Raw genomic sequence first — 23642 nt, forward strand, 5'->3', positions numbered from 1 at the left:
TGACTACTCTAATTTATTTATGAAAGACTCAGGCATATTTGCTATTTTTCTTTTTTGATAATCAAAAAAAACAATTCCTGTCTTACCTATTGCTGCTAATTTACCGTCAGATTTTGTAAATTTATAAATAAAATCACCACCATATTTATTTAAATCTGTCAGGCCTACCTTTATTAATATATCCTCATGAGCAAATATTTCTGCTTTATAGCTTATGGCAGCATCAGTTTGAATATTTCCTAGTCCCTCAATATTTAGTTCGCTTTCATATCCTAAAGACTTCAGGAATTGAACCCTTGCATCGTGCATAAATGCAAAAATTCTATCATTTCCCACATGACCACCATAATTTAAATCAGTTATTCTAGTTGTAATTTTTGCTGTAAAAAGGTACCTGCTTGGTTCGTCTATTTTAATTCTGCTCATTCTTTTTGTTCTTTTGATTTTTTCTCATTTCGATTATTAATTGTTTACTGCGTGAAGAATTAAAAACAACTAGTAATTTTGAAATACCTCTTTCAATTGGTGTGATAGATAAAGCTAAAACGACATTGATAACAAAAGTATATACAGGCGAATCTTCAATGTATCCTTCTAGATTATTTTCAAGAATCGTGGCTAAAAACTCTAAGAAGAGTATTAAGGTGAGAAAAGTAAAAGTTTTGGTTAAATATGAACTTTGATTGGTGGTATTTAATCGTATAGATATCAATATCAATATACTGAAAAATGCAATTTCTAAGGAATAAAACCACCAAGTTTGCCAATATGGGGGCAATACTTCAAACTCAAAATTAAATTGACTTACTTCATTATTAAGTATAGTTCTGGCTTTAATTTCTAATTTGTAATCACCTGTTGGAATGTATGGAAAGTCAATTTCTCTGCTTTTTGACCAAGATGACCATTCATCCATTAGTCCCTTTACAAAATATTGGTACTCTACGTCTTCAATAAATAAGTATTCCGGGGTGCTTAGAATGACCTTTAAATTGTTCTCCTTGTGATTTAATTTGACAAAATCATCTGATTCGACCCATTTATTTTCAATCATCACCCCATCTATGAAGGTGTTTGGAAATGGATACTCTGTAATTGAGCTAGGATTCCAACGGACCACTCGTTTATTACTGGTGAAAAAAATAGTGGAATCACTTATTTTATTGATGCTTTTGAGTGGTGGAATAATATGCAACCATTTTTTAAGTTGGTCTGATAGCTTTTTATTTAGTATACCCCATTCATCCTTAGCAGACAGAACCCATATATTATTTTCTTGATCTTTTAAAAAATATTTTACCGGCTTAGAGAAAGAAGAGTCAATTTCTAATTCGTTTGAATTTAGCGTGAAGATACCGTCTGATTTTAATAACTTAATTTCACTTTCCTGCTGATATATCAGCATTTCTTCAGAAAAGTTATTGGTAATATCTAACTGTTTAGAGGTTGTTATTTTGTCGTTTTCAATTGTAAAAATTTCTAAAAAATTATTTCCTAAAGCAAATAATTGATCGCCTTGAATAATAATATCATTGAATCTGTTGTCAGAATGCTGTGTTACTTTAAATTCATTTGTAGATAAATCAATACTAAACAATCCAAGTCCATTGGATAGCCATAATCTACTCTTCTCTGGTTCATAAAGAAGTTTTTTGACCATTTTTAGGTTTGAGATTTGTTCTGATGTTTCAGATCTAATTAGGGAAATACCAGTATTACTTCTAGCTATTAACCCAAATTCGGTATCTACTAAGGACTCTACATGTTCCTTAACGTTATTTATTTTTTGGTATTCAAATTTTATTGATTTCAATCTACTTACATCTATAGTTTTAACTACAGATCGATATTGACTTCTAGCAATCTTCTCTCCTTTGTTGCTTATTTTTTTTGTGTTTTTATTAGCGTATTGAATAGAGTCTTTAAGTTGTTGTTCCTTTTCATCCAGCTTTTCCCTCAAGGCTTTAAATCTAATACCCTCATCTCGATATTTTGACCTGAATTTTTTGAGCTCCTCTTTTAAAAATTCTTCCTCCTTAGAATCATCATCAAAACTGAATAGTCCTTCTAAAAATCCGTCAGCATCTTCTTCCTCCGCACGGGGTTGATTAGGTACCGATATTCTTACTTTTTCAACTAGCTTTTTTTGAAGAGTTTCATAATCTTTAACTTCTTTTAGGTAGAATAGCCCTTCCGTAGTCCCAACCCATAAAGTGTCATTTCGAAATAAGGTTACTTCCGGTAAACCTCCGAGCCCAGGATAAAACTGGAAGTCTGAAAAGGGTATGTCCAGAGAGGCCCTTGTTAATCCGTATGGATGTGCTAACCACAATCCGTTTTGGAAATCCATTGTGATGGCATTCACCTCATTTGTAGGTAGTCCATTATAACTTTGAATGGTAGAAATGATTTTTCCCGATTTTTCATTGACCAAAACTACTCCTCCACTTAATGTAGAAATAATTAATTTTTCATCTAAGAATTTACCAGCGAGTGGATAGTTTTCTTTTAGGTATTCATTCAGTTCGGACGAATAGGGATCAAATTCTTTTCCATCAAAAGAGTAAAAGTCACCATTATCATATGCAAAGTATAATTTCTTTAGACCCTTTAGAGAAAACAAGAAATCTGTACTTTCAGGGGCAAATAGATTTAAATCGATCCAAGTCCCGTCTACATTTTCAAGAAGATAGTTACCTTCAAATGCATATAATTTATTTTCAAACGTAAAAATATCTTTGTATCCCAACTGAGATTCGTAAATTTTTAATTTCTTGAAGTCTTGATCAAATGAAATAATTTCTTCATTTACAAGAAGATAGTATTTACTATTTTGTTGTATTAAATCAACTACGTTGGAGGTAATGGGAATAGAAAATACTTGAATAAATTTTGTCTGATGGAAATAATCGTCCTGCTTTTCATATATCCCATCTTTAGCTAATAAAAATGTCCTATTAGCAATCTGTAGAAATTTTAACGGACTACTAGTTATATCGATTTTTAACCAAGAATTTCCGTCAAACTGCAATATTCCTTTCTTATAGGCAACCAGTAATCTACCCTGTTCATCAATTTTAAGGTCGTTGAATTGAAAGTCTTGGGGAGGGATGGGGACGTTAAAATGATTTAAAGGTACGTCTCCGTCTTGAGCGATTAATAATAAGCTATTAAAGGTAATAAATAGGAAGAGATATAGCTTTTGCATTAATTATTTTGGTTTCCAATATTAAATGTAAAGATATTGTTTTATTTGAGGAATGTTTTTTATGATTTATATCAGGACATTTTTAACACACTTTTATTAATCATGTACTATAATTATGTCATTCTGTCTTAGAATGATTAAATACTAACTTGAAATAAGTCATAAAGGCAGGATTTTGTCTATGGTCAATAAATTGCTCTGGTTTGAAAGAATAGTAAATCAAAACTTACGAAAATGAACTTAAACGAATATACAATAAAATCGCAAGAGGCTATTCAGAAAGCGGCCGAAATCGCTTTAGGAAATGGTCAGCAAGCTATAGAAACCGGACATTTATTAAAAGCAATTCAGCAGACAGATGAAAATGTTCTTTCTTTTGTTAATAAAAAATTAAATGTAAACAAGGCCCAACTCGATAGTAAATTAGATGAGTTAGTTTCGGGATATCCAAAAGTCAGTGGTGCTCAACCCTACTTGTCAAATGATGCACATAAGGCACTATCTGAATCCAAGAAGTTCTTAAAAGAATTTAAGGATGAGTACGTAGCCATAGAGCATTTAATTTTAGGAATATTAAAGACAGGTGATAAAACATCGACTTTGCTAAAAGATGCAGGTTTTGCCGAAAAGGATTTAATTAAAGCCATTAAAGAGTTACGGGGAGGAGATTCTGTGAAAGATCAAAATGCGGAATCAAAATATCGTTCTTTAGAGCGATACTCCATCAATTTGAATGAGCAAGCAAAGGCAGGGAAAATTGATCCTGTTATTGGTCGAGATGAAGAAATCCGCAGAGTCTTACAGATTTTGTCGAGAAGGACTAAAAACAATCCTATCTTATTAGGTGAGCCTGGAGTTGGTAAGACAGCGATAGTAGAAGGAATGGCTCAAAGAATCGTTGACGGAGATGTTCCCGAAAACCTTAAAGAAAAAATATTAATATCCCTTGATATGGGGCTCTTAGTTGCAGGTGCGAAATACAAAGGTGAATTTGAAGAACGATTGAAGGCTGTAATTAAAGAAGTGACTGATTCAGATGGACAGATTATCTTATTTATTGATGAGATTCATACTTTGATTGGTGCCGGTGGAGGTGAAGGGGCAATGGATGCTGCCAATTTATTAAAGCCTGCTTTGGCTCGTGGTGAATTGCATGCAATTGGTGCTACAACGCTTAAGGAGTACCAGAAATATGTCGAAAAAGATAAAGCACTAGAAAGAAGATTTCAGTCCGTTAATGTTGATGAACCGTCTCAAGAAGATGCAATTTCCATTTTGCGCGGAATAAAAGATAAATACGAGGTGCATCATGGCGTTAGAATAAAAGATGATGCCGTAATTGCTGCAGTAGAGCTTTCAAGTAGATATATTTCTGATAGATTCTTGCCAGACAAGGCTATTGATTTAATGGATGAGGCAGCTTCAAAAATGAGAATAGAAATTGATTCCTTGCCTGAAGAACTAGATGAGTTGAACCGTAAAATCATGCAATTAGAGATCGAAAGAGAGGCAATGCGCAGGGAGAAGAACAAGGATAAAGAAGCCGTGGTCAATAGAGACTTGGCTGATTTTGAAGAAAAACGAAAAGATCTCCGTGCGAAATGGGAAGGCGAAAAAGCAGTGATTCAAGGAATTCAGAAGCAAAAAGAACATATTGATAAATTAAAACTTGAAGCAGAACAAGCTGAGCGTTCAGGTGATTTTGGAAGGGTAGCGGAAATCAGATACGGGAAATTGACTGAAGCGGAAGCAAAATTGAATGAGTTTCAGTCCAAGATGCAAGAAATGCAAAATTCCAGCCACACATTATTAAAAGAAGAAGTGGGTTCTGAGGAAATTGCTGATGTGGTCGCTAGATGGACTGGAATTCCGGTCACCAAAATGTTACAAAGCGACAGGGAAAAATTATTGCATCTGGAAGAAGAATTAGGAAAGAGAGTGGCAGGGCAAAAGGAAGCAATAACTGCGCTATCAGATGCCGTTAGACGAAGTAGAGCTGGCTTACAAGATCCGCGAAAACCAATTGGATCTTTTATTTTCATGGGTACCACAGGTGTTGGTAAAACCGAATTAGCCAAGGCCTTAGCAGGATATCTCTTCAGTGATGAGAACGCTATGATTAGAATTGATATGTCTGAATATCAAGAAAGACATTCGGTTAGTAGGTTAGTAGGAGCGCCTCCGGGTTATGTAGGATATGATGAAGGAGGGCAGCTTACAGAAGCAGTTAGAAGAAAGCCATATTCGGTGATTCTATTGGATGAAATTGAAAAAGCTCACCCTGATACTTTTAATATATTATTACAGGTATTAGACGATGGTAGATTGACAGATAATAAAGGGAGATTAGCCAATTTCAAAAATACTATCATCATCATGACAACTAATATTGGGTCTGGCTTGATACAGGAAAGATTGAGTCCCGAAAATTACAGTGGGGACGAATGGCAGAAAGAACAAGTGTTGGCTGATACGCGAAATGAGGTTTTTGAACTACTAAAGAAATCTGTGAAGCCAGAATTTTTGAATAGGATAGATGAAACTATCATGTTTGAGCCATTGAATGAGCAAATTTTGAGACAGATTGTAAATATTCAATGGAAGGAAGTTCAGAAAAGACTAAAAGAAAACGGAATTCAAATTGATGCTACACAGGATGTTCTTGATTACTTAGGAAAGATAGGCTATGACCCACAATTTGGAGCAAGACCGCTCAAAAGAGTGATGCAGAGAACTATTTTGAATGAGCTATCCAAACAGATTTTAAGTGGCGAAGTCAGCAATGATAGCACGGTGCTTATTGAAATGGAAGATGATGAAATCGTTTTTAGAAATGTCCAAGATGTAGAGATAGAATAAAGATCTAAAAATAGAATAGACCATGATATAGAAATTCAACATGGTCTATTCTGTTTTAGCAATTATTTTTTTTATACTTATTAAATTCCGTAATCAGTCGGTTGGGGAAATGGAACAGTGTTCCTGCAATTTTTTATTTTATAAGAGCGACCAGAAAACCCTATGATCAGTTGAGTTTTAAAATAAGGAATTACCGACTATCAAAATAATTAAAATCAATTAGCATATTTAATAAGCTATTACTTGTTTTGTGAAAACATCAACATGCGTAGCTTTTTTATAGTATTTTTTATTTTTTCGTTTAACATTTCCTTTGTTGAAGCTTTTCAAAACCAAAAGGTCAGAGTATCAGGAACTATACTTGATAAAAAAACCAAGGAAGCCATCGTTGGGGCATCTATTTCTTGGAATGATGGAATGGAAGGCGTTGTAGCCGATGTAAATGGACGTTTTTCATTTAAAATTGAACCTGGCTTTTACACTTTAACGATCTCTGCTGTAGGCAAGAAAACTATTAAGCGAGATTTAAAGATCAACAAAAACCTAAACCTTGATTTTCAGTTGGACCCAGATGTTCAGCAATTGTCTGAAGTGACAGTTAGATCAAAAGGAGATGTATCTACACTGAAATCTGCTTCCATGGGTATTGAGAGATTATCTATTAAAGCTATAAAGCAGATGCCACCAATGATGGGAGAAGTTGATGTGATAAAAAGTGTTATCACATTACCCGGAATTAGTTCGATAGGTGAGGGCTCAGGAGGGATAAATGTAAGAGGGGGTTCAGTAGGGCAAAATTTAGTCCTTTTAGATGGAGCGCCTATATTTTTTACCTCTCATCTTTTTGGTTTTTTCTCTGTTTTTAATCAGGATGTTATAGAAGATGTAGTGCTTTACAAAGGCAGTATTCCAGCTCGATATGGCGGTAGAATTTCATCTGTACTTTCCGTTGAAACTCAAGACCCAATTAAAGACTCCTTAAATTTAAGCGGTGGTGTGGGAATTATTTCTAGTAGATTAACTCTGCAAACACCTCTTATGAAAGACAAGCTTGGCTTTATGTTGTCGGGAAGAACCACCTACTCTGATTGGATAATTAATGCTGTAAATAATCCTCAAATTCAGAATAGCTCAGCTTCCTTTTACGATTTAAATTCAAAACTAAGTTGGAAAATATCAGATAAAAGTAGAATTAGTTATTCTATATATCATGGTGCTGATGAGTTTGCGTTTTCAGCAGATACTACTTACCGTTATGGAAATATATCATCAACCTTAAAATATCAGCAAGAAATTAATGAAATTTTGAATCTCACTGGCCTAGCGACTTATTCTAATAACTTTTCGAGAGTTAATGGAGATTTTAGTAAACAAAATTTTACTTTAGATATTGGAAGTGAGAATCGTGCAGCCAAAGTTTATTTAGGAGCTGATCTATCTCGACATTACATAGAATGGGGCGCAGAATTTAATGAATATCAATTGAATCCTGGTGATTTGAAGCCGAGTGGAACCGAGTCTATTATTACAGCCAATAAACTTGAGCTTGATAGAGGGCGAGAATGGGGGTTTTTTATTGAAGATAACTTTTCCTTGGGAGATTTTAAATTTATTCTTGGTGCCAGATATAGTCTATTCAATAAAATAGGGGACTATACTTCCTATACATATGATGATAACATGACAAAATCGCCTCAGACGATAGTTGAAACCACGCGATTTGAAAGGAATGATATCATACAAACCTATGGGGGAATCGAACCTAGGCTTTCTGTTAATTACGAGTTATCTGAAACGCAGTCTTTGAAATTTGGCTACCAACGTACGAGGCAATACTTACATTTAATTGCAAATAATGCAGCAGTGGTTCCAACTGATATCTATAAATTGAGTAATTCAAATATTAAACCTCAAGTAGGGGATCAAGTTTCCTTAGGATATTTCCAAAACTTTGAAAATGGTTTGTTTGAAACTTCAACTGAAGTGTATTATAAAAACACTAAAAACTCAATTGATTATAAAGAGGGAGCTAATCTCTTATTAAATGAATTTGTAGAAACACAGTTGGTTAATGGAAATGGCTATTCTTATGGAGCGGAATTTTCTATTAATAAAACAAAAGGAGATTTTTCCGGAAGACTAAGCTATACTTATTCTCGTTCCTTATTTCAAGCTACGGGAAGTTTTGAAGAAGAAAGAATAAATGACGGAAAGCTTTATCCTGCTTATTTTGATAAGCCTCATGATTTGACCACTATATTCACTTATAAAATGGATAAAGAATGGAGTGTAAGCGCTAACTTTACCTATAGCACTGGGCGACCTGTAAGTGTTCCAATAAGTAAATACGATTTAGGAGATGTTTCAGTCGCTGAATTTTCTGAGCGGAACCAATATAGAATACCTGATTACCACAGGCTTGATCTTTCACTAAATTGGGATCCTGATAATACAGGACAGAAAATTGACAGTAGCTGGACTGTCGGATTGTATAACGTCTATGGTCGAAAAAATCCCTTTTCTGTATTCTTCAGGGATAGAAACGGAGCCCCACCGCAAGGTTATCAATTAGCTATTTTAGGTATTCCTTTTCCTTCTTTAACTTATAATTTTAATTTCTAATATGCTGAAAAAATTATTTATAACTGCTATTGTTTTTACTTGTTTTTCAGCTTGCATTGATCCTTTAGAAGTTGAAATAAAAAATGACGGAACCAGTTTAGTTGTATATGCTGAGGTTACTGATCAAGCAGAGAGATATACAGTGCAATTAAGTAGAACTTCAAACTACGAATCTGGTCTACCTGAGAAGGAAACCAATGCGTTTGTTGAGGTAATTGACCTGGATGGAAATGAGTATCAATTTGTTGAAGAAAAACCTGGGACTTATAGATCTTGCCCGGCAGATTTTGTTGGAGAAGTTAATGGCTCTTATAAATTAAGAATAAGTACACAAGATGAAAAGGTCTATGAGTCAGATTTTGAAAAAATAATACCAACTGGTAAAGTAGAGTCTGTTTATTTTAATAAAGAAGAAGTTTTTGAACTAGTTGATGGTCGTTCAAGGCCAATTCAGGGGTTAAAGTTTTATTGTGATTTTAGTGATACTCCAGATAAGGATTATTACAAGTTAGATTGGGAAGGTACTTTTCAATTTAGATCTGCACCGCAAGATAGTTTACATGAATATTGCTGGATTACGGAATCTTCTACAATGGATATTAATCTTTATGAAGATTCCTTTACAAATAATAGCACCAAAGAAGCTTTTGAACTTGCCTTTCTTGAAAAAGGCTTCAGATTTGTTGTGGACTACAGTTTTCAAGTCCAATTAAAATCTATTAATGCTGGAGCATACAATTTCTGGAGATTAGTTGAACAACAATATAATAATGACGGATCTATTTTTTCCGCTTTACCGGCTCAAATTGGTAGTAATATAAAATGTGTTTCAAATGAAGACGAAAATGTCTTAGGATACTTTATGACTTCTGCTGTTTCGAGTCAAAGGGTTAGAGTATCTCCGTATGATATAGATTCACCAAATAGTGTGATATCTGGTTGTAGACCTTTCAGACCAAATGATCCCATACAAGATTATTGCTACGATTGTTCCTTATATCCTAATAGTGTAGCTGAGCAGCCCGATTACTGGTAGGATTTAATCAAAATTGTTTTTTATTATATCGGCTACTTTGCTTAAAGCTTCTTGCGAGGGATTTAATTTCCCTTTGCTAAAATTGATGTCATCCATGGAATTGAGTGGCACTAAGTGGATATGTACGTGCGGCACTTCTAAGCCTATAACGGCTACACCAATCCGGATACAGTCAATAGATTTTTCAATAGATTTGGCTACTTTTTTAGCAAAAAGATGTAAACCTGAATATAGGTCATCTTCCAGATTGAAAATATAATCGGTTTCTTGTTTCGGAACAACTAGTACATGACCCTCAACTAATGGATTAATGTCTAAAAATGCTATAAAATCATCATTTTCAGCAACGATATACCCAGGAATTTCCCTGTTGATGATTTTTGTAAAAATACTTGCCATAATGCTATCAATATAAGAAGAGCCGACCGATTGTTTTTGATCGGCTCTTTTTAAAATTACATACTAATATCTAGAATTTCAAATTCCATTTTTCCAGCAGGGGCATCTACTTCTGCGATTTCACCCACTTTTTTACCCATTATCCCTTTTCCTATTGGAGATTTAATTGAAATTTTTCCTTCCTTTAGATTAGCTTCCTCTTCGGAAACCATTGTATACGTCACTTCCATTCCATTTTTCTTATTCTTTATTTTGGCTTTTGTCAATAAACCAACTTTGGAGGTGTCAACATCAGATTCCTTTATGATCCTAGCATTAGCCACAACGGTTTCTAATTTATTAATTTTCATTTCTAGTAATCCTTGGGCCTCCTTAGCTGCATCATATTCTGCATTCTCGCTTAAGTCTCCTTTATCCCTAGCTTCTGCAATATCAGCAGAGGCTCTTGGCCTTTCCACGGTTTTTAAATGATGGAGCTCTTCCTTCATTTTTTTTAAACCTTCTTCTGTGTAGTATGATACTTTACTCATCGCTATTAAAAATTGAATTTTCTATAAAATAAAAAACGGCACAGTTTTGCATGAGCCGTCTTTCTTGTTTCTAAATGTTAAAACAAAGATAATGTAATTTAATATTGAAAACAAGATTGTTTCCTAACGTTCTATTTACCTAAAAGTTCTGGGTAGGATTCTTGTATTTCGCTTTTGATATCATCATCAAGTTCAGCCAAATATAAGGTCTTCACTTTTTTCAGTTGGTCAACTGTAATGCCTTCAGCACCTCTCAGATTTGCTTTATATAAGCTAGCTTCATCGAAAACAGCACCAGTTAGATGGCAGTTGCTTAAATCTGCTTCCATTAAATATGCATTTGAAAAATCAGATTTGATTAAGAAGGCGTTTTTAAAGTTTGCTTTGATTAAGAAGGCATCTTTAAAATTTGCTCCACTTGCAAAAGCTCCTTCAAAATTAGCTTGGTTCATTTTGGCATTTTCAAAATTTGTTTGATTTGCTCGGGTTGCAGAGAAGTTACATTCTATGGCATTAGCATGGCTGAAATTTGAGGAATTTAAATTTGAACCAGTTAATTCAACATGACTCATATTTGTTTTTGTCAAATGGCAGTTCACCAGGTTAATCTCTGTAATCTTATGTCTATTAAGTCTCTTGATATTTCCTACTGTTCTAAAGGCAGCTTCTTCTGATTCCCATTGACGGAAATCATCGATTTCATCTTTATACATTTTGATTCTCAGCTGCTTTTCTCCGTTTTCTCTTAGCCAATAAATTAAGATACCGATTATGGCAATATCGAAAAGCATACCATGTGCTTCAGCCAGCACTTCCTTGAAAAAATCACGAAAATTGTCAAAATAATAAGGCAGGCTTAGTCCTAAAACTAAAATAGTAAGAATTACAAGAACTATAACAGAAGTTAAAAGTGGCTTCTCTGTTATCTGTTTGATTTTTTCTTCTATATTTTCCTTAAACTCTCTTTTCCCCATTTGATGAAATCCTAAAGTGAAATCAGTTTCAATTTATAGCAATTTTGTGATTTTTTAATAGCCTCTTCTATAAATTATCAATATTTCTGATTAGTTTTTTAATTTTGTGATAAAGAATTTTATTAATTTTTTCATAAGATTCAAAAGACCAACCAGCTACATGTGGAGTAAATAGCACTTGCTTTAGTTGTGTAATTTCTTGAAAAACGGATAGTTCTTCGGACGCTAGTGATCTTATTTTTTCGTTTTCTAGTACATCTAATGCCGCTCCTTTTATTTCCCCATCTTTTAATAGCTTTAACAAGTCTTTCAAGACTAAAACTTCCCCTCTTGATGTATTAATGAGGTAGTCTAAATTGCTAAATTTGTTAAGAAATTCATAATTTATTAAACCCTTGTTTTGGAGATTCATCGGAATGTGTAAACTGAGGATCTGAGCTTCTTTAAAAATTTCTTCGAGATTTACTTCCTTAACATATTCATTTGAAAATCCTGTTTTCTCAGAATCATAGGCTAAAATTTTACACCCAAAACTACTGAGTCTCTTAGCAAACGCTTCACCCATATTTCCATATCCAATTAACCCAATCGTTTTACCCATCAATTCTACTCCACGATTTCCTTCTCGATCCCAAATGCCGTTACGCACCTCCTGATCTGCTATATTGATTTTATTGAATAGAGTTAGTATCATCCCTATGGCATGTTCTGCTAAAGCATCTCTATTTCCCTCAGGAGCATTAATTAGTTGAATTTTTCTTTTTTTTAAAGCTTCTACTTCCACATTATCCACTCCTGCTCCTGCTCTACCTACAAATTTTAGCTTTTGGGCATTGCCTAGCAAGGCTTCATCAATCGGGGTTTTACTTCGCACAATCAGGCCGTCATAATTTCCTATGATTGAAATGATGTCATGCCTTTCAATTTTTGGCATATAATCCACCTCTAATTTGATTTCATTCAACAAAGGGATTATGCTTTCATGCATTTCATCAATTATGAGTACTTTCATGTATGATTTTATTAAGCTTTATTTAGATCAGAAAATGAGCTACTGAAAAATAAACCAGTAAGCCAAGTAAATCATTGGCAGTTGTAATGAAGGGGCCTGCTGCCAAAGCAGGGTTAATGCCTAATTTATCCAGAACCAAGGGGGTAACGGTACCCATAAAAGAGGCTAGTAGAACCACAGTAAATAAAGCTATTGAAACTACTATTGCCAATTTAATATCCTGTCCTAAAATCAAATTCATTCCCATTACTATGCCCGCTATTACGATCCCATTCAAAATTGCAACAGCCAACACTTTGGCAATCCGTTTCAGAAAGGAGTCATCAAATACTGATTTACTTGCCAAACTTTGTAATACAATTGAAGAGGATTGAATGCCCACATTTCCTCCAGTAGCAGTGATCAGGGGAATGAAAAAGGCCATTGCGGGAACAAGCAGTATGTCGTCTTCGAAAACGCCAATGAATTGGGCACCTAGTAAACCTCCAAACATTCCTATTATAAGCCACGGTAGTCGGGCTCTTGTTAACATCCAAACACTATCATCTTCCTCAACATCTTCGGAAATACCCGCCATCATCTGCCTTTCTTCTTCTGCTAACTCTGTGATTACATCCACAATATCATCAATTGTGATTCTCCCCATCAACTTTCCCTGCACGTTAACAACTGGAACGGCATCCAAATCATATTTCCTCATGATTTCTGCTACGTCCACCTCGTCCATATACGTCTCTACAGATATTACTTCACTGTCATAAAGGTCTTTTACTTTAAGATGAGCATCTGCCAATATCAGCCTTTTCAGTGATACCCTTCCCAACAATACATTTTGGTTATCGACAACATAAACAGAGTAGATTTTTTCTACATTTTCTGCTTGCCTTCTGATTTCATCTATACACTGATTGATTGACCAATTGGCGTTGGCCTTAATCAGCTCCTTTGCCATCAAACCTCCGGCTACATCTTCTTCGTAGCGCAAGAGATCCAGGATATTTTTTGCTTTTTCCTTATTTTCTAAGGACGCAATAACTTCTTCTCGATCTTTTAAAGGAAGTTCATTGATGATATCCACCGCATCATCCGAATCCAATTCGTTTAGCATGGCGGCAATCTCAACAGAATCAAATCCTTTCAAATATTTTGAACGGTCATCCTCGTCCAAATCATTGATGACTTCCGCACTGACTTCGTTCTCCAATACATCTAATATGTAGCGAGATTCCTCAGTATCGAACTCGAGTAAAATAGTAGAGATATCTGCAGGATTTATTCCCTCTAAAGTGTTTTTGATGAAATTTTCATCTCGCTCATTAATGGCAAGTTGCAATTTCTCCAAATATTCTTTAGATAGCTCAAATTGGTCAATATGTTCTTGTTGATCAAGATTTTCCATTGGCAATGTGGTTTGTCAATTCTACAAAATCATTAACGGTCAGTTGCTCGGCTCGTTTATCTAACAAATCTAATGACTTTATTTCAGTTGATAAGTCGAAAGTTTTTAAAGCATTGCGCAAAGTTTTTCTTCTGTTGTTAAAGCCTTGCTTAACCACCCTGAAAAACAACTTCTCATCGCAAGCCAATGTTTTGGTTTCATTCCTACGAAGGCGTAAAACAGCAGAGGTCACTTTTGGAGGAGGATTGAAAACATTGGGTGGAACAGAAAATAAATATTCTACCTTATAATAAGCTTGAAGTAAAACACTTAAAATCCCATAAGTTTTATTTCCTTCTTTTGAAGCAATTCTTTCTGCCACCTCTTTTTGAATCATCCCCACCACTTCAGGTATTTGGTTTCTGTATTCCAATACTTTAAAAAATATTTGAGACGAAATGTTATATGGGAAATTACCAATGATCCCAAAGGGTTCATTGTAATATCGACCTAGGTCAATTCTCAAAAAGTCTTCTTGAATGATTTTTTCTTTATGATCAGGATATTTGTTTTGAAGAAAGTCAATTGATTCTTGATCTACATCCATAAAAAGCAGCTCATACTTTGCTTTTTCAATTAAGAAATCACTAAGTACGCCAGTTCCCGGGCCAATTTCCAAAAGGTGTTTATAGTGTTTATGCCCGGTCATGCTATCAACAATTTTATTGGCAATATTAGTGTCCTTCAAGAAATGTTGTCCTAGATGTTTTTTTGCTCTTACTCCCTTCATTTTTCAAAGCAGATAAAAAAAAACTAAATTGCACAGAATTTAATCATAATTATTTTACAATTCAGCGTAAAGCTCGTATTTAAGGTATGGAAGAAACCAATAAACCAACTATAGCCATTACTATTGGAGATGTAAACAGCATTTCACCTGAAGTGATTATCAAAGCTTTGGAGGACAATAGAATCATAAAAATGCTGACACCAGTGGTGTATGGGTCTGGGAAAATTTTATCGTACTACAGAAAAGCACTAAATATTCGCGATTTCAATTATTTTCAATTGAAGAAGTTAGAGGAATTAAGCGATAAAAAGCTCAATGTATTGAATTTGTGGGAAGAAACCGTGAATATTACTATGGGTCAATCTACGGAAGAAGCCGGGAAATATGCTTTTGTAAGCATAAAAAAGGCTGTGGAAGATGCAATGGAAGGTCGGGTTGATGCAGTGGTGACTGCTCCAATTAATAAGAACAATATTCAATCTGAAGACTTTAAATTTGCTGGGCATACAGAATACTTGGCCCAAGCTGCAGGCGTGAAAGATAGTTTGATGCTGTTGGTCGATGGTGATTTAAGAGTAGGAGTGGTTACAGGACATATCCCCATTAATCAAGTAGGTGAAAATGTAACGGCAGAAAAAATTGATAGTAAACTCGATATCTTAGAAAAATCCTTGAAGAAAGACTTTGGAATCAAGAAACCAAGGATTGCAGTTTTAGGTTTAAATCCACATGCTGGTGATGGCGGTGTGATTGGAAATGAGGAGGAAGATTTCATTAGACCATTAATCGATAAAAGAAAAGAGAAAGGTAAATTGGTTTTTGGACCTTTTCCTGCGGACGGGTTTTTTGGGAATCATCAATATAAAAATTTTGATGCCGTTTTAGCTATGTATCATGATCAAGGTTTAATCCCATTTAAAACATTAGCTTTCTCTAATGGAGTGAATTTCACAGCTGGACTTCCTTTTGTAAGGACTTCTCCAGATCACGGTACGGCTTACGATTTAACTGGAAAAGGAGAGGCAGATGAAACTTCTATGAGACAAGCCTTGTTCTTGGCAGTTGATATCATTAAAAATAGAAAAGAATATTCTTGAAGCTATTTAGTAATATCAAATAATATTTTTATCTTTGCGCTCTTAATTCAGATGGGATGGAAAAGTTGAAGGATTTCGACATTCAGGTTTATAAGCTTGCAATCAAGCAACATGAATACGAATACACTGTTAATTCAGACTTTTTCAGTAATTTTGAAGGTGAATTGGTTGAAAGTGGGGAAGTGAAGATACAACTTCTATTAGATAAGAGAGAAAATCTATTGGAGTTAAATTTTGATTTCTCGGGCTTCCTTGATTTAATTAGCGACAGAAGCCTTGAACCATTTCAATACCCCATAGATATCAACAAAAAGTTGTTGTATAAATATGGGGAGGAAGAGCAAGAATTGGAAGAAGATGTATTTGTGATCACAAAAAACACGCAAGTGATTAATGTGGGGCATTTCATTTACGAAACAATTGCTTTGCAGATTCCATTAAAGAAATTGCATCCTGATGAAATTGAGGAAGATGAAGAACATAATGAATATGTTTATATAGATGATGCTGAAGAGGATATAAAGGAAGAAGAAGAGAAGATTGACCCAAGGTGGGAAGCATTGAAAAAATTGAATAAAAAGAAATAAGAATTAAAAATTAGAATAAAATGGCGCATCCTAAGAGAAAAATATCTAGAACTAGAAGAGATAAAAGAAGGACTCATAAAAAAGGAACGGCAAAATTATTGGCGATTTGTCCTACTACAGGCGAGGCGCATTTGCCACACAGAGCTTTCTGGCATGAAGGTAAGCTTTACTACAAAGGAAATGTAGTAATGGAAAAAGAAGTATTGGCTTAATAAAGTCAGTTTAAAAACTTAAAGCTTTGCTTAGCCGCAAAGCTTTTTTTATTGGCTTTACTTTTTGAATGGATATTATTTTTAGCACTCTATCATGTTTAAATTTAATTATTCTAAAGTACAAGTTGCTCGCTGAGCCGAAGCTATGCGCATTTCTTTAAAAATTGTCGAGCTTCAAATCAATATTCTATATATTAGCAACTCAATTGCCATAGAAACTACAATCAAAACATGACTAAAATAACTGCAGCTATTACCGGAGTTCATGGGTGGGTGCCTGATTACGTCTTGACCAACAAAGAGTTGGAGACAATGGTGGAAACCAATGATGAATGGATTACATCCCGTACCGGAATAAAAGAGAGAAGAATTCTTAAAGGGGAAAACCAAGGGACTTCTGTAATAGGAACTGAAGCTGTTAAAGGCTTACTGGAAAAAACGGGAAACAAGGCCGAGGATATAGATTTATTAATCTGTGCAACAACAACCCCTGATATGTTATTTCCAGCTACCGCCAATGTAATCAGTAATAATGTGGGAGCTATCAATGCTTTTAGTTACGACTTGCAAGCTGCTTGCTCGGGCTTCGTTTTCGCCTTAGCTACCGCTTCTCAATTCATAGAAACAGGTAAATATAAAAAAGTCGTAGTGGTTGGAGCTGATAAAATGTCTTCAATTATTGATTATCAAGATAGGCAGACATGCATTATTTTCGGAGACGGTGGAGGAGCAGTTTTGCTTGAACCAGACACCGAAGGCTATGGTATAAAAGATTCGATTTTACATACTGATGGCTCTGGAGAGCAATTTTTGCATATGAAAGCCGGTGGCAGTAGAAAACCAGCTACTCATGAAACAATAGATGCCCGTCAACATTATGCTTATCAAGAAGGCAGTCAGGTTTTTAAATTTGCCGTAACAAATATGGCGGAAGTTGCTGCTGATATAATGGCTAAAAATAATTTGACTTCTGAAGATGTAGCTTGGTTAGTTCCACATCAAGCCAATAAAAGAATTATTGACGCCACGGCTAATCGAATGGGTGTTAGTTCTGATAAAGTGATGTTGAATATCCATAAATATGGAAATACAACAAGCGGAACTATTCCATTATGCCTTTGGGAATACGAAAAACAAATGAAAAAAGGAGATAACATAATATTGGCTGCTTTTGGCGGGGGCTTCACATGGGGCTCTGTTTATATAAAATGGGCTTACGATTCTTAAATTAATTCGTTAAATTAAATTTTAATATATGGCAGATACTTCTGATTTTAAAAATGGTCTTTGCATAGAATATAACCATGACTTGTTCACAATCGTTGAATTTCAACACGTAAAGCCGGGTAAAGGCCCTGCGTTTGTACGGACAAAATTGAAAAGTCTTACCACCGGTAAAGTATTAGATAATACATTTACTTCAGGTCATAAGGTTACCACCGCAAGGATAGAACGAAGGCCACATCAATTTCTATATAAAGATGATATTGGTATGCACTTCATGGACACAGAAACTTTTGAACAAATTTCAATTCCAGACGAAGTGATAGATAATGCGGATTTATATAAAGAGGGACAAGAGGTTGAAATTTTGATTCATGCAGAAACAGAAAAACCACTAAGCTGCGAATTGCCTCCTTTTGTTGAGATGAAGGTAACTTATACCGAGCCAGGCATTAAAGGTGATACGGCTACCAATGCTACCAAGCCAGCAACTGTTGAAACTGGTGCAGAAATAAAAGTACCATTATTTATTGATCAAGATGAGCTTATAAAAGTGGATACAAGAACCCGTTCTTATGCGGAAAGGGTGAAAAAATAAATAATTATAATTGTAAAAGAATTTTTGATTTTTAACTAAACCAAAAGCTATGAAAGCGAAAGAGATTCAAGACCTAATTGATTTTATTTCTAAATCCGGATTGGATGAAGTGAATATAGAAACAGAAGAATTCAAAATTAAAGTTAAAAAGAATACCGAAGCAAAAGTCGTTCAAGCTGCAGCACCTGCACCTCAACCAACAGCAGCCCCTGCCCCTGCACCATCTGCCGCTCCAGCAGCTCCAAGCTCTAGTGGCGAAAGTGCTCCTGCTAGTGATGACGATAAATATGTTACAATTAAATCTCCAATGATTGGTACTTTTTATAGGACTCCTAATCCTGATAATCCTGCTTTTGTAAACGTAGGTGATTCAGTAAAAGCGGGAGATACCGTTTGTATCGTAGAAGCAATGAAGTTATTCAATGAAATTGAATCTGACGTTTCAGGTAAAATCGTAAAAATATTAGTGGATAATGCCACTCCTGTAGAATACGACCAGCCATTATTTTTAGTGGATCCTTCTTGATAAAAAATAATCAAGAATTGTATTATTTGTTTCATTAAAAAGAAAAGAATCGTGTTTAAAAAGATATTAATTGCCAATAGAGGTGAAATAGCTTTGCGAATCATCAGAACTTGCAAAGAGATGGGAATCAATACCGTGGCTGTATATTCTACTGCAGATAAAGACAGTTTACATGTGCGTTTTGCTGATGAAGCAGTATGCATAGGGCCTGCGGCTAGTAAGGATTCGTATTTGAATATTCCTAACATTATTTCTGCTGCGGAAATCACTAATGCAGATGCAATCCATCCTGGTTATGGATTTTTGTCTGAGAATGCCGAATTTTCAAAAGTTTGTGGGGAATATGGCATCAAATTCATTGGTGCTGATCCAGAGATGATCAGTAAAATGGGAGACAAAGCTACTGCTAAAGCTACTATGAAGGCTGCAGGCGTTCCTACTATTCCAGGCTCAGAAGGTTTGTTGGAATCTATTGAAGAAGGAAAAAAAATTGCTAAAGACATGGGGTATCCCGTTATACTAAAAGCCACTGCCGGTGGTGGAGGTAAAGGGATGCGTATTGTTAATGATGAAGAGGGGTTCAAGAAAGCTTGGGACTCTGCGCGTCAAGAAGCGGGAGCATCCTTTGGAAATGAGGGCCTTTATTTAGAAAAGTTCGTTGAGGAACCACGCCATGTTGAAATTCAAGTGGTTGGAGATAAAAACGGTAAAGCATGTCACCTTTCAGAAAGAGATTGTTCTATTCAGAGAAGACATCAAAAGTTGATAGAGGAGACTCCATGTCCAGTAATGACTGATGAATTGCGTGATGCCATGGGTAAAGCTGCAATAGCTGGTGCTGAAGCAGTAGGTTATGAAGGAGCGGGTACTATTGAATTCCTATTGGATAAGCATAACAATTTCTATTTCATGGAAATGAATACGCGTATTCAAGTGGAGCATCCTATTACTGAGGAAGTTACTGATTTTGACTTGATTAAAGAACAAATCAAAGTAGCTGCTGGAATAACGATATCAGGGCAGAATTACTTTCCGCACCTTTGTGCAATGGAATGTAGAATCAATGCCGAGGATCCTGCGAATGGCTTCAGACCTAGTCCAGGAAAGATTACAAACCTGCATTTGCCTGGCGGTCATGGCGTGAGAGTAGATAGTCATGTTTACGCTGGTTATACCATTCCACCTTTTTACGATTCAATGATTGCGAAATTGATTGTTTCAGGACAATCTAGAGAGGAAGTAATGGTTAGAATGAAACGTGCTTTGAGCGAATTTGTGATCGAAGGTGTCAAAACCACTATCCCATTTCATATAGAAATGATGGATAATGAGATTTTTAAATCTGGTAATTTCACCACCAAGTTTTTGGATGACTACGACTTCACTAAGTTGAAAAGTACCAAGTAATTAGAATTTAATTCATATGAGAAAGCAAGCTGGAATATTGACTTTGATTAGTTTCCTGCTTGCTTTTTCTGTTTACGGGCAGCAGGATTCTACGCTGACCAAAATTGCAGGAATAAGTTTTGGGACTAGTATTCCAAAAACAGATTTAGAACCTGCCTATAAGAAACCAGGTACTCAAATGTCAGCTTCATTGCAGTTTATTCCTAATCGTTGGTTTAATGTTGGGTTTTGGGTAAGTGTAGGGGAAGTGCAAGCTGAAAATCGTGATGTTCGATTTTTTGACCAGGGAGAGTTTCAAATTAATGATTTCGCTAAAACTAATTACCAGTCATTGCATGTAGAGCCAAGTATTCATTTGCTCAAAAAGCCGAATTACTCCATCTATTTATCTCAAGGCTTTGGTTTCTTACGTTTTTCAGTGTTTGATCGTGATAATAATGATTTAGCATCAAAATTAAATAGTAGAGATCAAGGAGAGGATTATTCTAACTTTACAGTTTTACTCCCCACTACTCTTAATGCATATTATTTTTTAGCTAACGATTTTGGTTTTCAATTACGAACCGGTTGGTTGAATCCCCAAACTGATTATTTAGATAACATTTCAAATTTTGGTAATCCTGAGAATAATGATAATTTGTTTATTCTGCAGTTTTCGTTAATTAAGCGTTTTAATTTTAAAACTTTAGAAGATGAGAAATAGTCTAATCTTAGTTTTTATAATGTGGTTTTCTTTGTCTTGTCAATCTGATGCGCAAAAAGGGGAGACAGAGGATATTAAAAGGATTGATAGACCAGAAGCCAGTATTTTAAAGGGTGCTTATATTCCAAAAGATAAAGATATTTTTTACACATCTGGTTTGGTGAGCGAAGTGCTAAACCCAGATGCTCCTGAAGGTGATATGTCAAAATATGGCAATACATATCAGCAAAGTATTGGGACTTTAGAAAAAATTAAGGAAACAATCGAAGCTGAAGGTTATAATATGCAGGATATATTCTTTCTGAGAGTTTATTTAGCACCTGATGAAACGGGTGAGATTGATTGGGATGCTTGGTTTCAGGCTTATGGAGAATATTTTAATAATGCAGAGAATCCAAGTAAAGTGGCTCGGTCCACTATAGGTGTTTATAAATTAGCTAGACCAGAGTTGTTAGTTGAAGTTGAAGCAGTTGCGGCCAAATAGACTATTTTAATATCTCTTTATTCCTTTCATAGAGCACTTGCATTATGCCATCTTTTAAACCGCTATCTGGCACAATAATGCTGGGACTTTTGGACCATTTCATCGCATTTATGTAAATATCTAATGCAGGTATAATTACATCTGCCCTGTCAGGATTAAGCTGCAATTTATTTATCCTTTCTTCCATGCTAAAACCCTTAATATAGTTCTGCATTTCTACTACTTTTTTCATACTTATAGGTTTACCTGCTTTTTTGTTTACTAAATCTTGTACTTTATTAATGTTACCTCCAGTTCCGATAGCATGAATTTTTACTGATTTTTGAATCACTTTTTGTTCAATCCAGTTTTGCATCTCATACCACAAATGGTGCGAGCTGTTGGTCTCAAGATGTCTCACTGAACCAATCTTAAATGACTTCGATAGCAATTTTATATTGTTCCTGTAAAAATTAAACTCGGTGCTTCCTCCACCCACATCTATATGAAGATAAGATTTGTCATCCATATAGGGGAAAATCGCTTTGTTGATCATATCTGCTTCTCTATCACCATCAATGATTTCTATTTCAAGATCCAACTCAGCTTTTACCTGCTCTATTAAATATCTTCCGTTTTCTGCTTCTCTTATGGCGGAGGTGGCGCAGCCCATATAGTCATCGACTTCATAGAGGTCAATCAAGATTTTGAATGCGTGCATTAATTTTAAGAATTTAACCTTAGATTGTTCACTTATCCTCCCTGTTGTGAAAACGTCTTGTCCCAGGCGTAAAGGAAAACGAACATACTCTAGCCTTTTAAAAGTGATTTTACCCTCATAAAGGGTTACTCTTGTTAACTGAATTCTAATGGCATTTGAACCAATATCAATAGCTGCTAGTTTTAACATACCCAAAAAAACAAAAAAATAGATTGATATGTGTCGATTATGAAGATAATTTGGATTTGATTTATTTTATTTTTGTTTTGAGTACAAACTTTTGCATATATGAGATTATCTAAATTTTTCTGTATATTTGTTATTGTTAAGTTTTTATGAAAAAAATCCTACTTATATCGATATTGTTTTTTTGCGGAGCAGAAATTTTTGCTCAAAGCTTTTACTCCAACCGGATCAATAGACGTTGGATGGCTACCGGTGGACTAGGTTATGCGAGGTCTTTGGGTGATTTAACTAATCCAGGTTCATATTTTGATACTCGGCTTAACATCGTAGGCGGACTGCAATACAGATTTAGCAATAGAGTACAAGCAGGAGTTAATTTAATGGCTTTTCAGCTTTCTGGAGATGATCAAGATATTGACCCCGAATTGAATACTAGATCAAGAGGCTTGTCCTTCGTTTCCAATAATTTAGAATTAAGCGCCACAGCTTCTATTTCACTTTTTCCAACTGCAAGTCGTTTTACGCAAAGAAAGCTTGTAAATCCTTATATTTTTGCTGGTGTAGGAGTGCTGTTATTTGATCCCAGAGCTGAAGTTCCTGAATATTTAAGGAATGAAGCTGGAGATACATTGATGTCTGTACCAAGAGCAGGTGAAATGGTTTCGTTAAGGAAATATGAAACGGAAAGACCTAATACCTATGGTAGATTTGCTATGGTAATCCCAGTTGGGCTTGGGGTACGAGTTAAAGTTACGGAATTCATAGATGTTACCGCACAGATAAGTAATCGCATTACCTTTACTGATTACTTAGATGATGTAAGCGGAGTAAATGGAAGAGGGTATCCTGATTTAAGTGAATTTGATTTAAATGTTCCTGAAGAAGTAACTGCTGCGGCTTTATCTAATCCGTCAGGAAGAGGCGAGATTAGAGGTAATCCTGAAAGCGATGATTATTATCTAATTTTTAATGTGAAGGCAGAATTTTATATTCAAGGAGATATGTTAAATAGAATATTTGGAGTTGGCGGAAAGCATTACAATATTCGGCCGAGCAGAGGAAGAGGCGGCTTGTTTAACTTTGGTAAGAGAAGATAATAATTAAGTTTGA

22 protein-coding genes are annotated in these 23642 nt (G+C 35.1%); 13 read left to right on the top strand and 9 right to left on the bottom strand.

Annotation, left to right across the window (positions count from 1 at the left end; genetic code table 11):
* Positions 1 to 3 precede the first annotated feature (3 nt).
* Both Q3Y49_RS10570 and Q3Y49_RS10575 read right to left on the bottom strand, forming a co-directional pair.
* Positions 4 to 426, bottom strand: coding sequence for a thioesterase family protein (locus Q3Y49_RS10570; RefSeq protein ID WP_303268120.1), 423 nt, complete (start codon positions 424 to 426; stop codon positions 4 to 6).
* Positions 413 to 3208, bottom strand: a complete 2796-nt coding sequence (locus Q3Y49_RS10575; protein ID WP_303268121.1) for a triple tyrosine motif-containing protein — start codon at positions 3206 to 3208, stop codon at positions 413 to 415. Before Q3Y49_RS10575 ends, Q3Y49_RS10570 begins: the two co-directional genes overlap by 14 nt.
* 234 nt (positions 3209 to 3442) lie before the next feature.
* Between Q3Y49_RS10575 and clpB the strand changes: the two genes are divergently transcribed.
* The 3 genes from clpB (at position 3443) to Q3Y49_RS10590 (ending at position 9725) form a co-directional block, all read left to right on the top strand.
* A complete protein-coding gene (clpB, locus tag Q3Y49_RS10580) occupies positions 3443 to 6067 on the top strand; it encodes an ATP-dependent chaperone ClpB (protein WP_303268122.1) in 2625 nt (874 codons plus the stop codon).
* A gap of 264 nt (positions 6068 to 6331) precedes the next feature.
* Complete coding sequence (locus tag Q3Y49_RS10585) at positions 6332 to 8689, top strand: TonB-dependent receptor (protein WP_303268123.1); 2358 nt, start codon at positions 6332 to 6334, stop codon at positions 8687 to 8689.
* A gap of 1 nt (position 8690) precedes the next feature.
* Entirely contained in the window at positions 8691 to 9725 is a 1035-nt protein-coding gene (locus Q3Y49_RS10590) for a DUF4249 domain-containing protein (RefSeq protein ID WP_303268124.1), read from the top strand.
* 3 nt (positions 9726 to 9728) lie between these two features.
* Here the strand turns inward: Q3Y49_RS10590 and Q3Y49_RS10595 are convergent, their stop codons facing one another.
* The 6 genes from Q3Y49_RS10595 to rsmA form a co-directional block, all read right to left on the bottom strand.
* Positions 9729 to 10124, bottom strand: coding sequence for an HIT family protein (locus Q3Y49_RS10595; protein WP_303268125.1), 396 nt, complete (start codon positions 10122 to 10124; stop codon positions 9729 to 9731).
* A 56-nt stretch (positions 10125 to 10180) separates the two neighbouring features.
* Positions 10181 to 10654 (bottom strand): transcription elongation factor GreA, encoded by a 474-nt coding sequence (greA, locus tag Q3Y49_RS10600; RefSeq protein WP_303268126.1) that lies wholly within the window; start codon positions 10652 to 10654, stop codon positions 10181 to 10183.
* Positions 10655 to 10785: 131 nt separating this feature from the next.
* A complete protein-coding gene (locus tag Q3Y49_RS10605; protein WP_303268127.1) occupies positions 10786 to 11628 on the bottom strand; it encodes a pentapeptide repeat-containing protein in 843 nt (280 codons plus the stop codon).
* Between the two features lie 67 nt (positions 11629 to 11695).
* The gene (locus tag Q3Y49_RS10610) at positions 11696 to 12640 is read right to left on the bottom strand and encodes an NAD(P)-dependent oxidoreductase (RefSeq protein WP_303268128.1); all 945 of its coding nucleotides are present in this window, start codon (positions 12638 to 12640) and stop codon (positions 11696 to 11698) included.
* Positions 12641 to 12662: 22 nt separating this feature from the next.
* Entirely contained in the window at positions 12663 to 14039 is a 1377-nt protein-coding gene (gene mgtE / locus Q3Y49_RS10615; RefSeq protein WP_303268129.1) for a magnesium transporter, read from the bottom strand.
* Positions 14026 to 14808, bottom strand: a complete 783-nt coding sequence (gene rsmA / locus Q3Y49_RS10620) for a 16S rRNA (adenine(1518)-N(6)/adenine(1519)-N(6))-dimethyltransferase RsmA (protein WP_303268130.1) — start codon at positions 14806 to 14808, stop codon at positions 14026 to 14028. The genes mgtE and rsmA overlap by 14 nt, the downstream gene beginning before the upstream one ends.
* Before the next feature lie 86 nt (positions 14809 to 14894).
* On the opposite strand from rsmA, the gene pdxA reads away from it, so the two are divergent.
* The 9 genes from pdxA to Q3Y49_RS10665 all read left to right on the top strand — a co-directional run bounded on the left by pdxA (position 14895) and on the right by Q3Y49_RS10665 (position 21646).
* A complete protein-coding gene (gene pdxA / locus Q3Y49_RS10625; protein WP_303268131.1) occupies positions 14895 to 15905 on the top strand; it encodes a 4-hydroxythreonine-4-phosphate dehydrogenase PdxA in 1011 nt (336 codons plus the stop codon).
* Positions 15906 to 15961: 56 nt separating this feature from the next.
* A complete protein-coding gene (locus Q3Y49_RS10630; RefSeq protein ID WP_303268132.1) occupies positions 15962 to 16492 on the top strand; it encodes a YceD family protein in 531 nt (176 codons plus the stop codon).
* A 20-nt stretch (positions 16493 to 16512) separates the two neighbouring features.
* On the top strand, positions 16513 to 16704 hold the full coding sequence (gene rpmF, locus Q3Y49_RS10635; RefSeq protein WP_013455314.1) for a 50S ribosomal protein L32: 192 nt from the start codon (positions 16513 to 16515) through the stop codon (positions 16702 to 16704).
* A 231-nt stretch (positions 16705 to 16935) separates the two neighbouring features.
* A complete protein-coding gene (locus tag Q3Y49_RS10640; protein WP_303268133.1) occupies positions 16936 to 17931 on the top strand; it encodes a beta-ketoacyl-ACP synthase III in 996 nt (331 codons plus the stop codon).
* A 28-nt stretch (positions 17932 to 17959) separates the two neighbouring features.
* Positions 17960 to 18526 carry an elongation factor P gene (gene efp, locus Q3Y49_RS10645; protein ID WP_303268134.1) on the top strand — a complete coding sequence of 189 codons (567 nt, stop codon included), beginning with the start codon at positions 17960 to 17962 and terminating at the stop codon, positions 18524 to 18526.
* 49 nt (positions 18527 to 18575) lie between these two features.
* Entirely contained in the window at positions 18576 to 19052 is a 477-nt protein-coding gene (gene accB, locus Q3Y49_RS10650) for an acetyl-CoA carboxylase biotin carboxyl carrier protein (protein WP_303268135.1), read from the top strand.
* A 51-nt stretch (positions 19053 to 19103) separates the two neighbouring features.
* Positions 19104 to 20459 carry an acetyl-CoA carboxylase biotin carboxylase subunit gene (gene accC / locus Q3Y49_RS10655; protein WP_303268136.1) on the top strand — a complete coding sequence of 452 codons (1356 nt, stop codon included), beginning with the start codon at positions 19104 to 19106 and terminating at the stop codon, positions 20457 to 20459.
* Between the two features lie 16 nt (positions 20460 to 20475).
* Entirely contained in the window at positions 20476 to 21162 is a 687-nt protein-coding gene (locus Q3Y49_RS10660; RefSeq protein ID WP_303268137.1) for a hypothetical protein, read from the top strand.
* A complete protein-coding gene (locus Q3Y49_RS10665) occupies positions 21152 to 21646 on the top strand; it encodes a Rid family hydrolase (protein WP_303268138.1) in 495 nt (164 codons plus the stop codon). Before Q3Y49_RS10660 ends, Q3Y49_RS10665 begins: the two co-directional genes overlap by 11 nt.
* A gap of 1 nt (position 21647) precedes the next feature.
* On the opposite strand, the gene Q3Y49_RS10670 is transcribed toward Q3Y49_RS10665, so the two are convergent.
* Positions 21648 to 22535, bottom strand: a complete 888-nt coding sequence (locus Q3Y49_RS10670) for a Ppx/GppA phosphatase family protein (protein WP_303268139.1) — start codon at positions 22533 to 22535, stop codon at positions 21648 to 21650.
* A 146-nt stretch (positions 22536 to 22681) separates the two neighbouring features.
* Here Q3Y49_RS10670 and Q3Y49_RS10675 point away from each other — a divergent pair, with 146 nt between their 5' ends.
* The gene (locus tag Q3Y49_RS10675) at positions 22682 to 23629 is read left to right on the top strand and encodes a hypothetical protein (RefSeq protein ID WP_303268140.1); all 948 of its coding nucleotides are present in this window, start codon (positions 22682 to 22684) and stop codon (positions 23627 to 23629) included.
* Positions 23630 to 23642: the final 13 nt, after the last annotated feature.

It is taken from the genome of Marivirga harenae, from assembly GCF_030534335.1.
Taxonomy (GTDB): domain Bacteria; phylum Bacteroidota; class Bacteroidia; order Cytophagales; family Cyclobacteriaceae; genus Marivirga; species Marivirga harenae.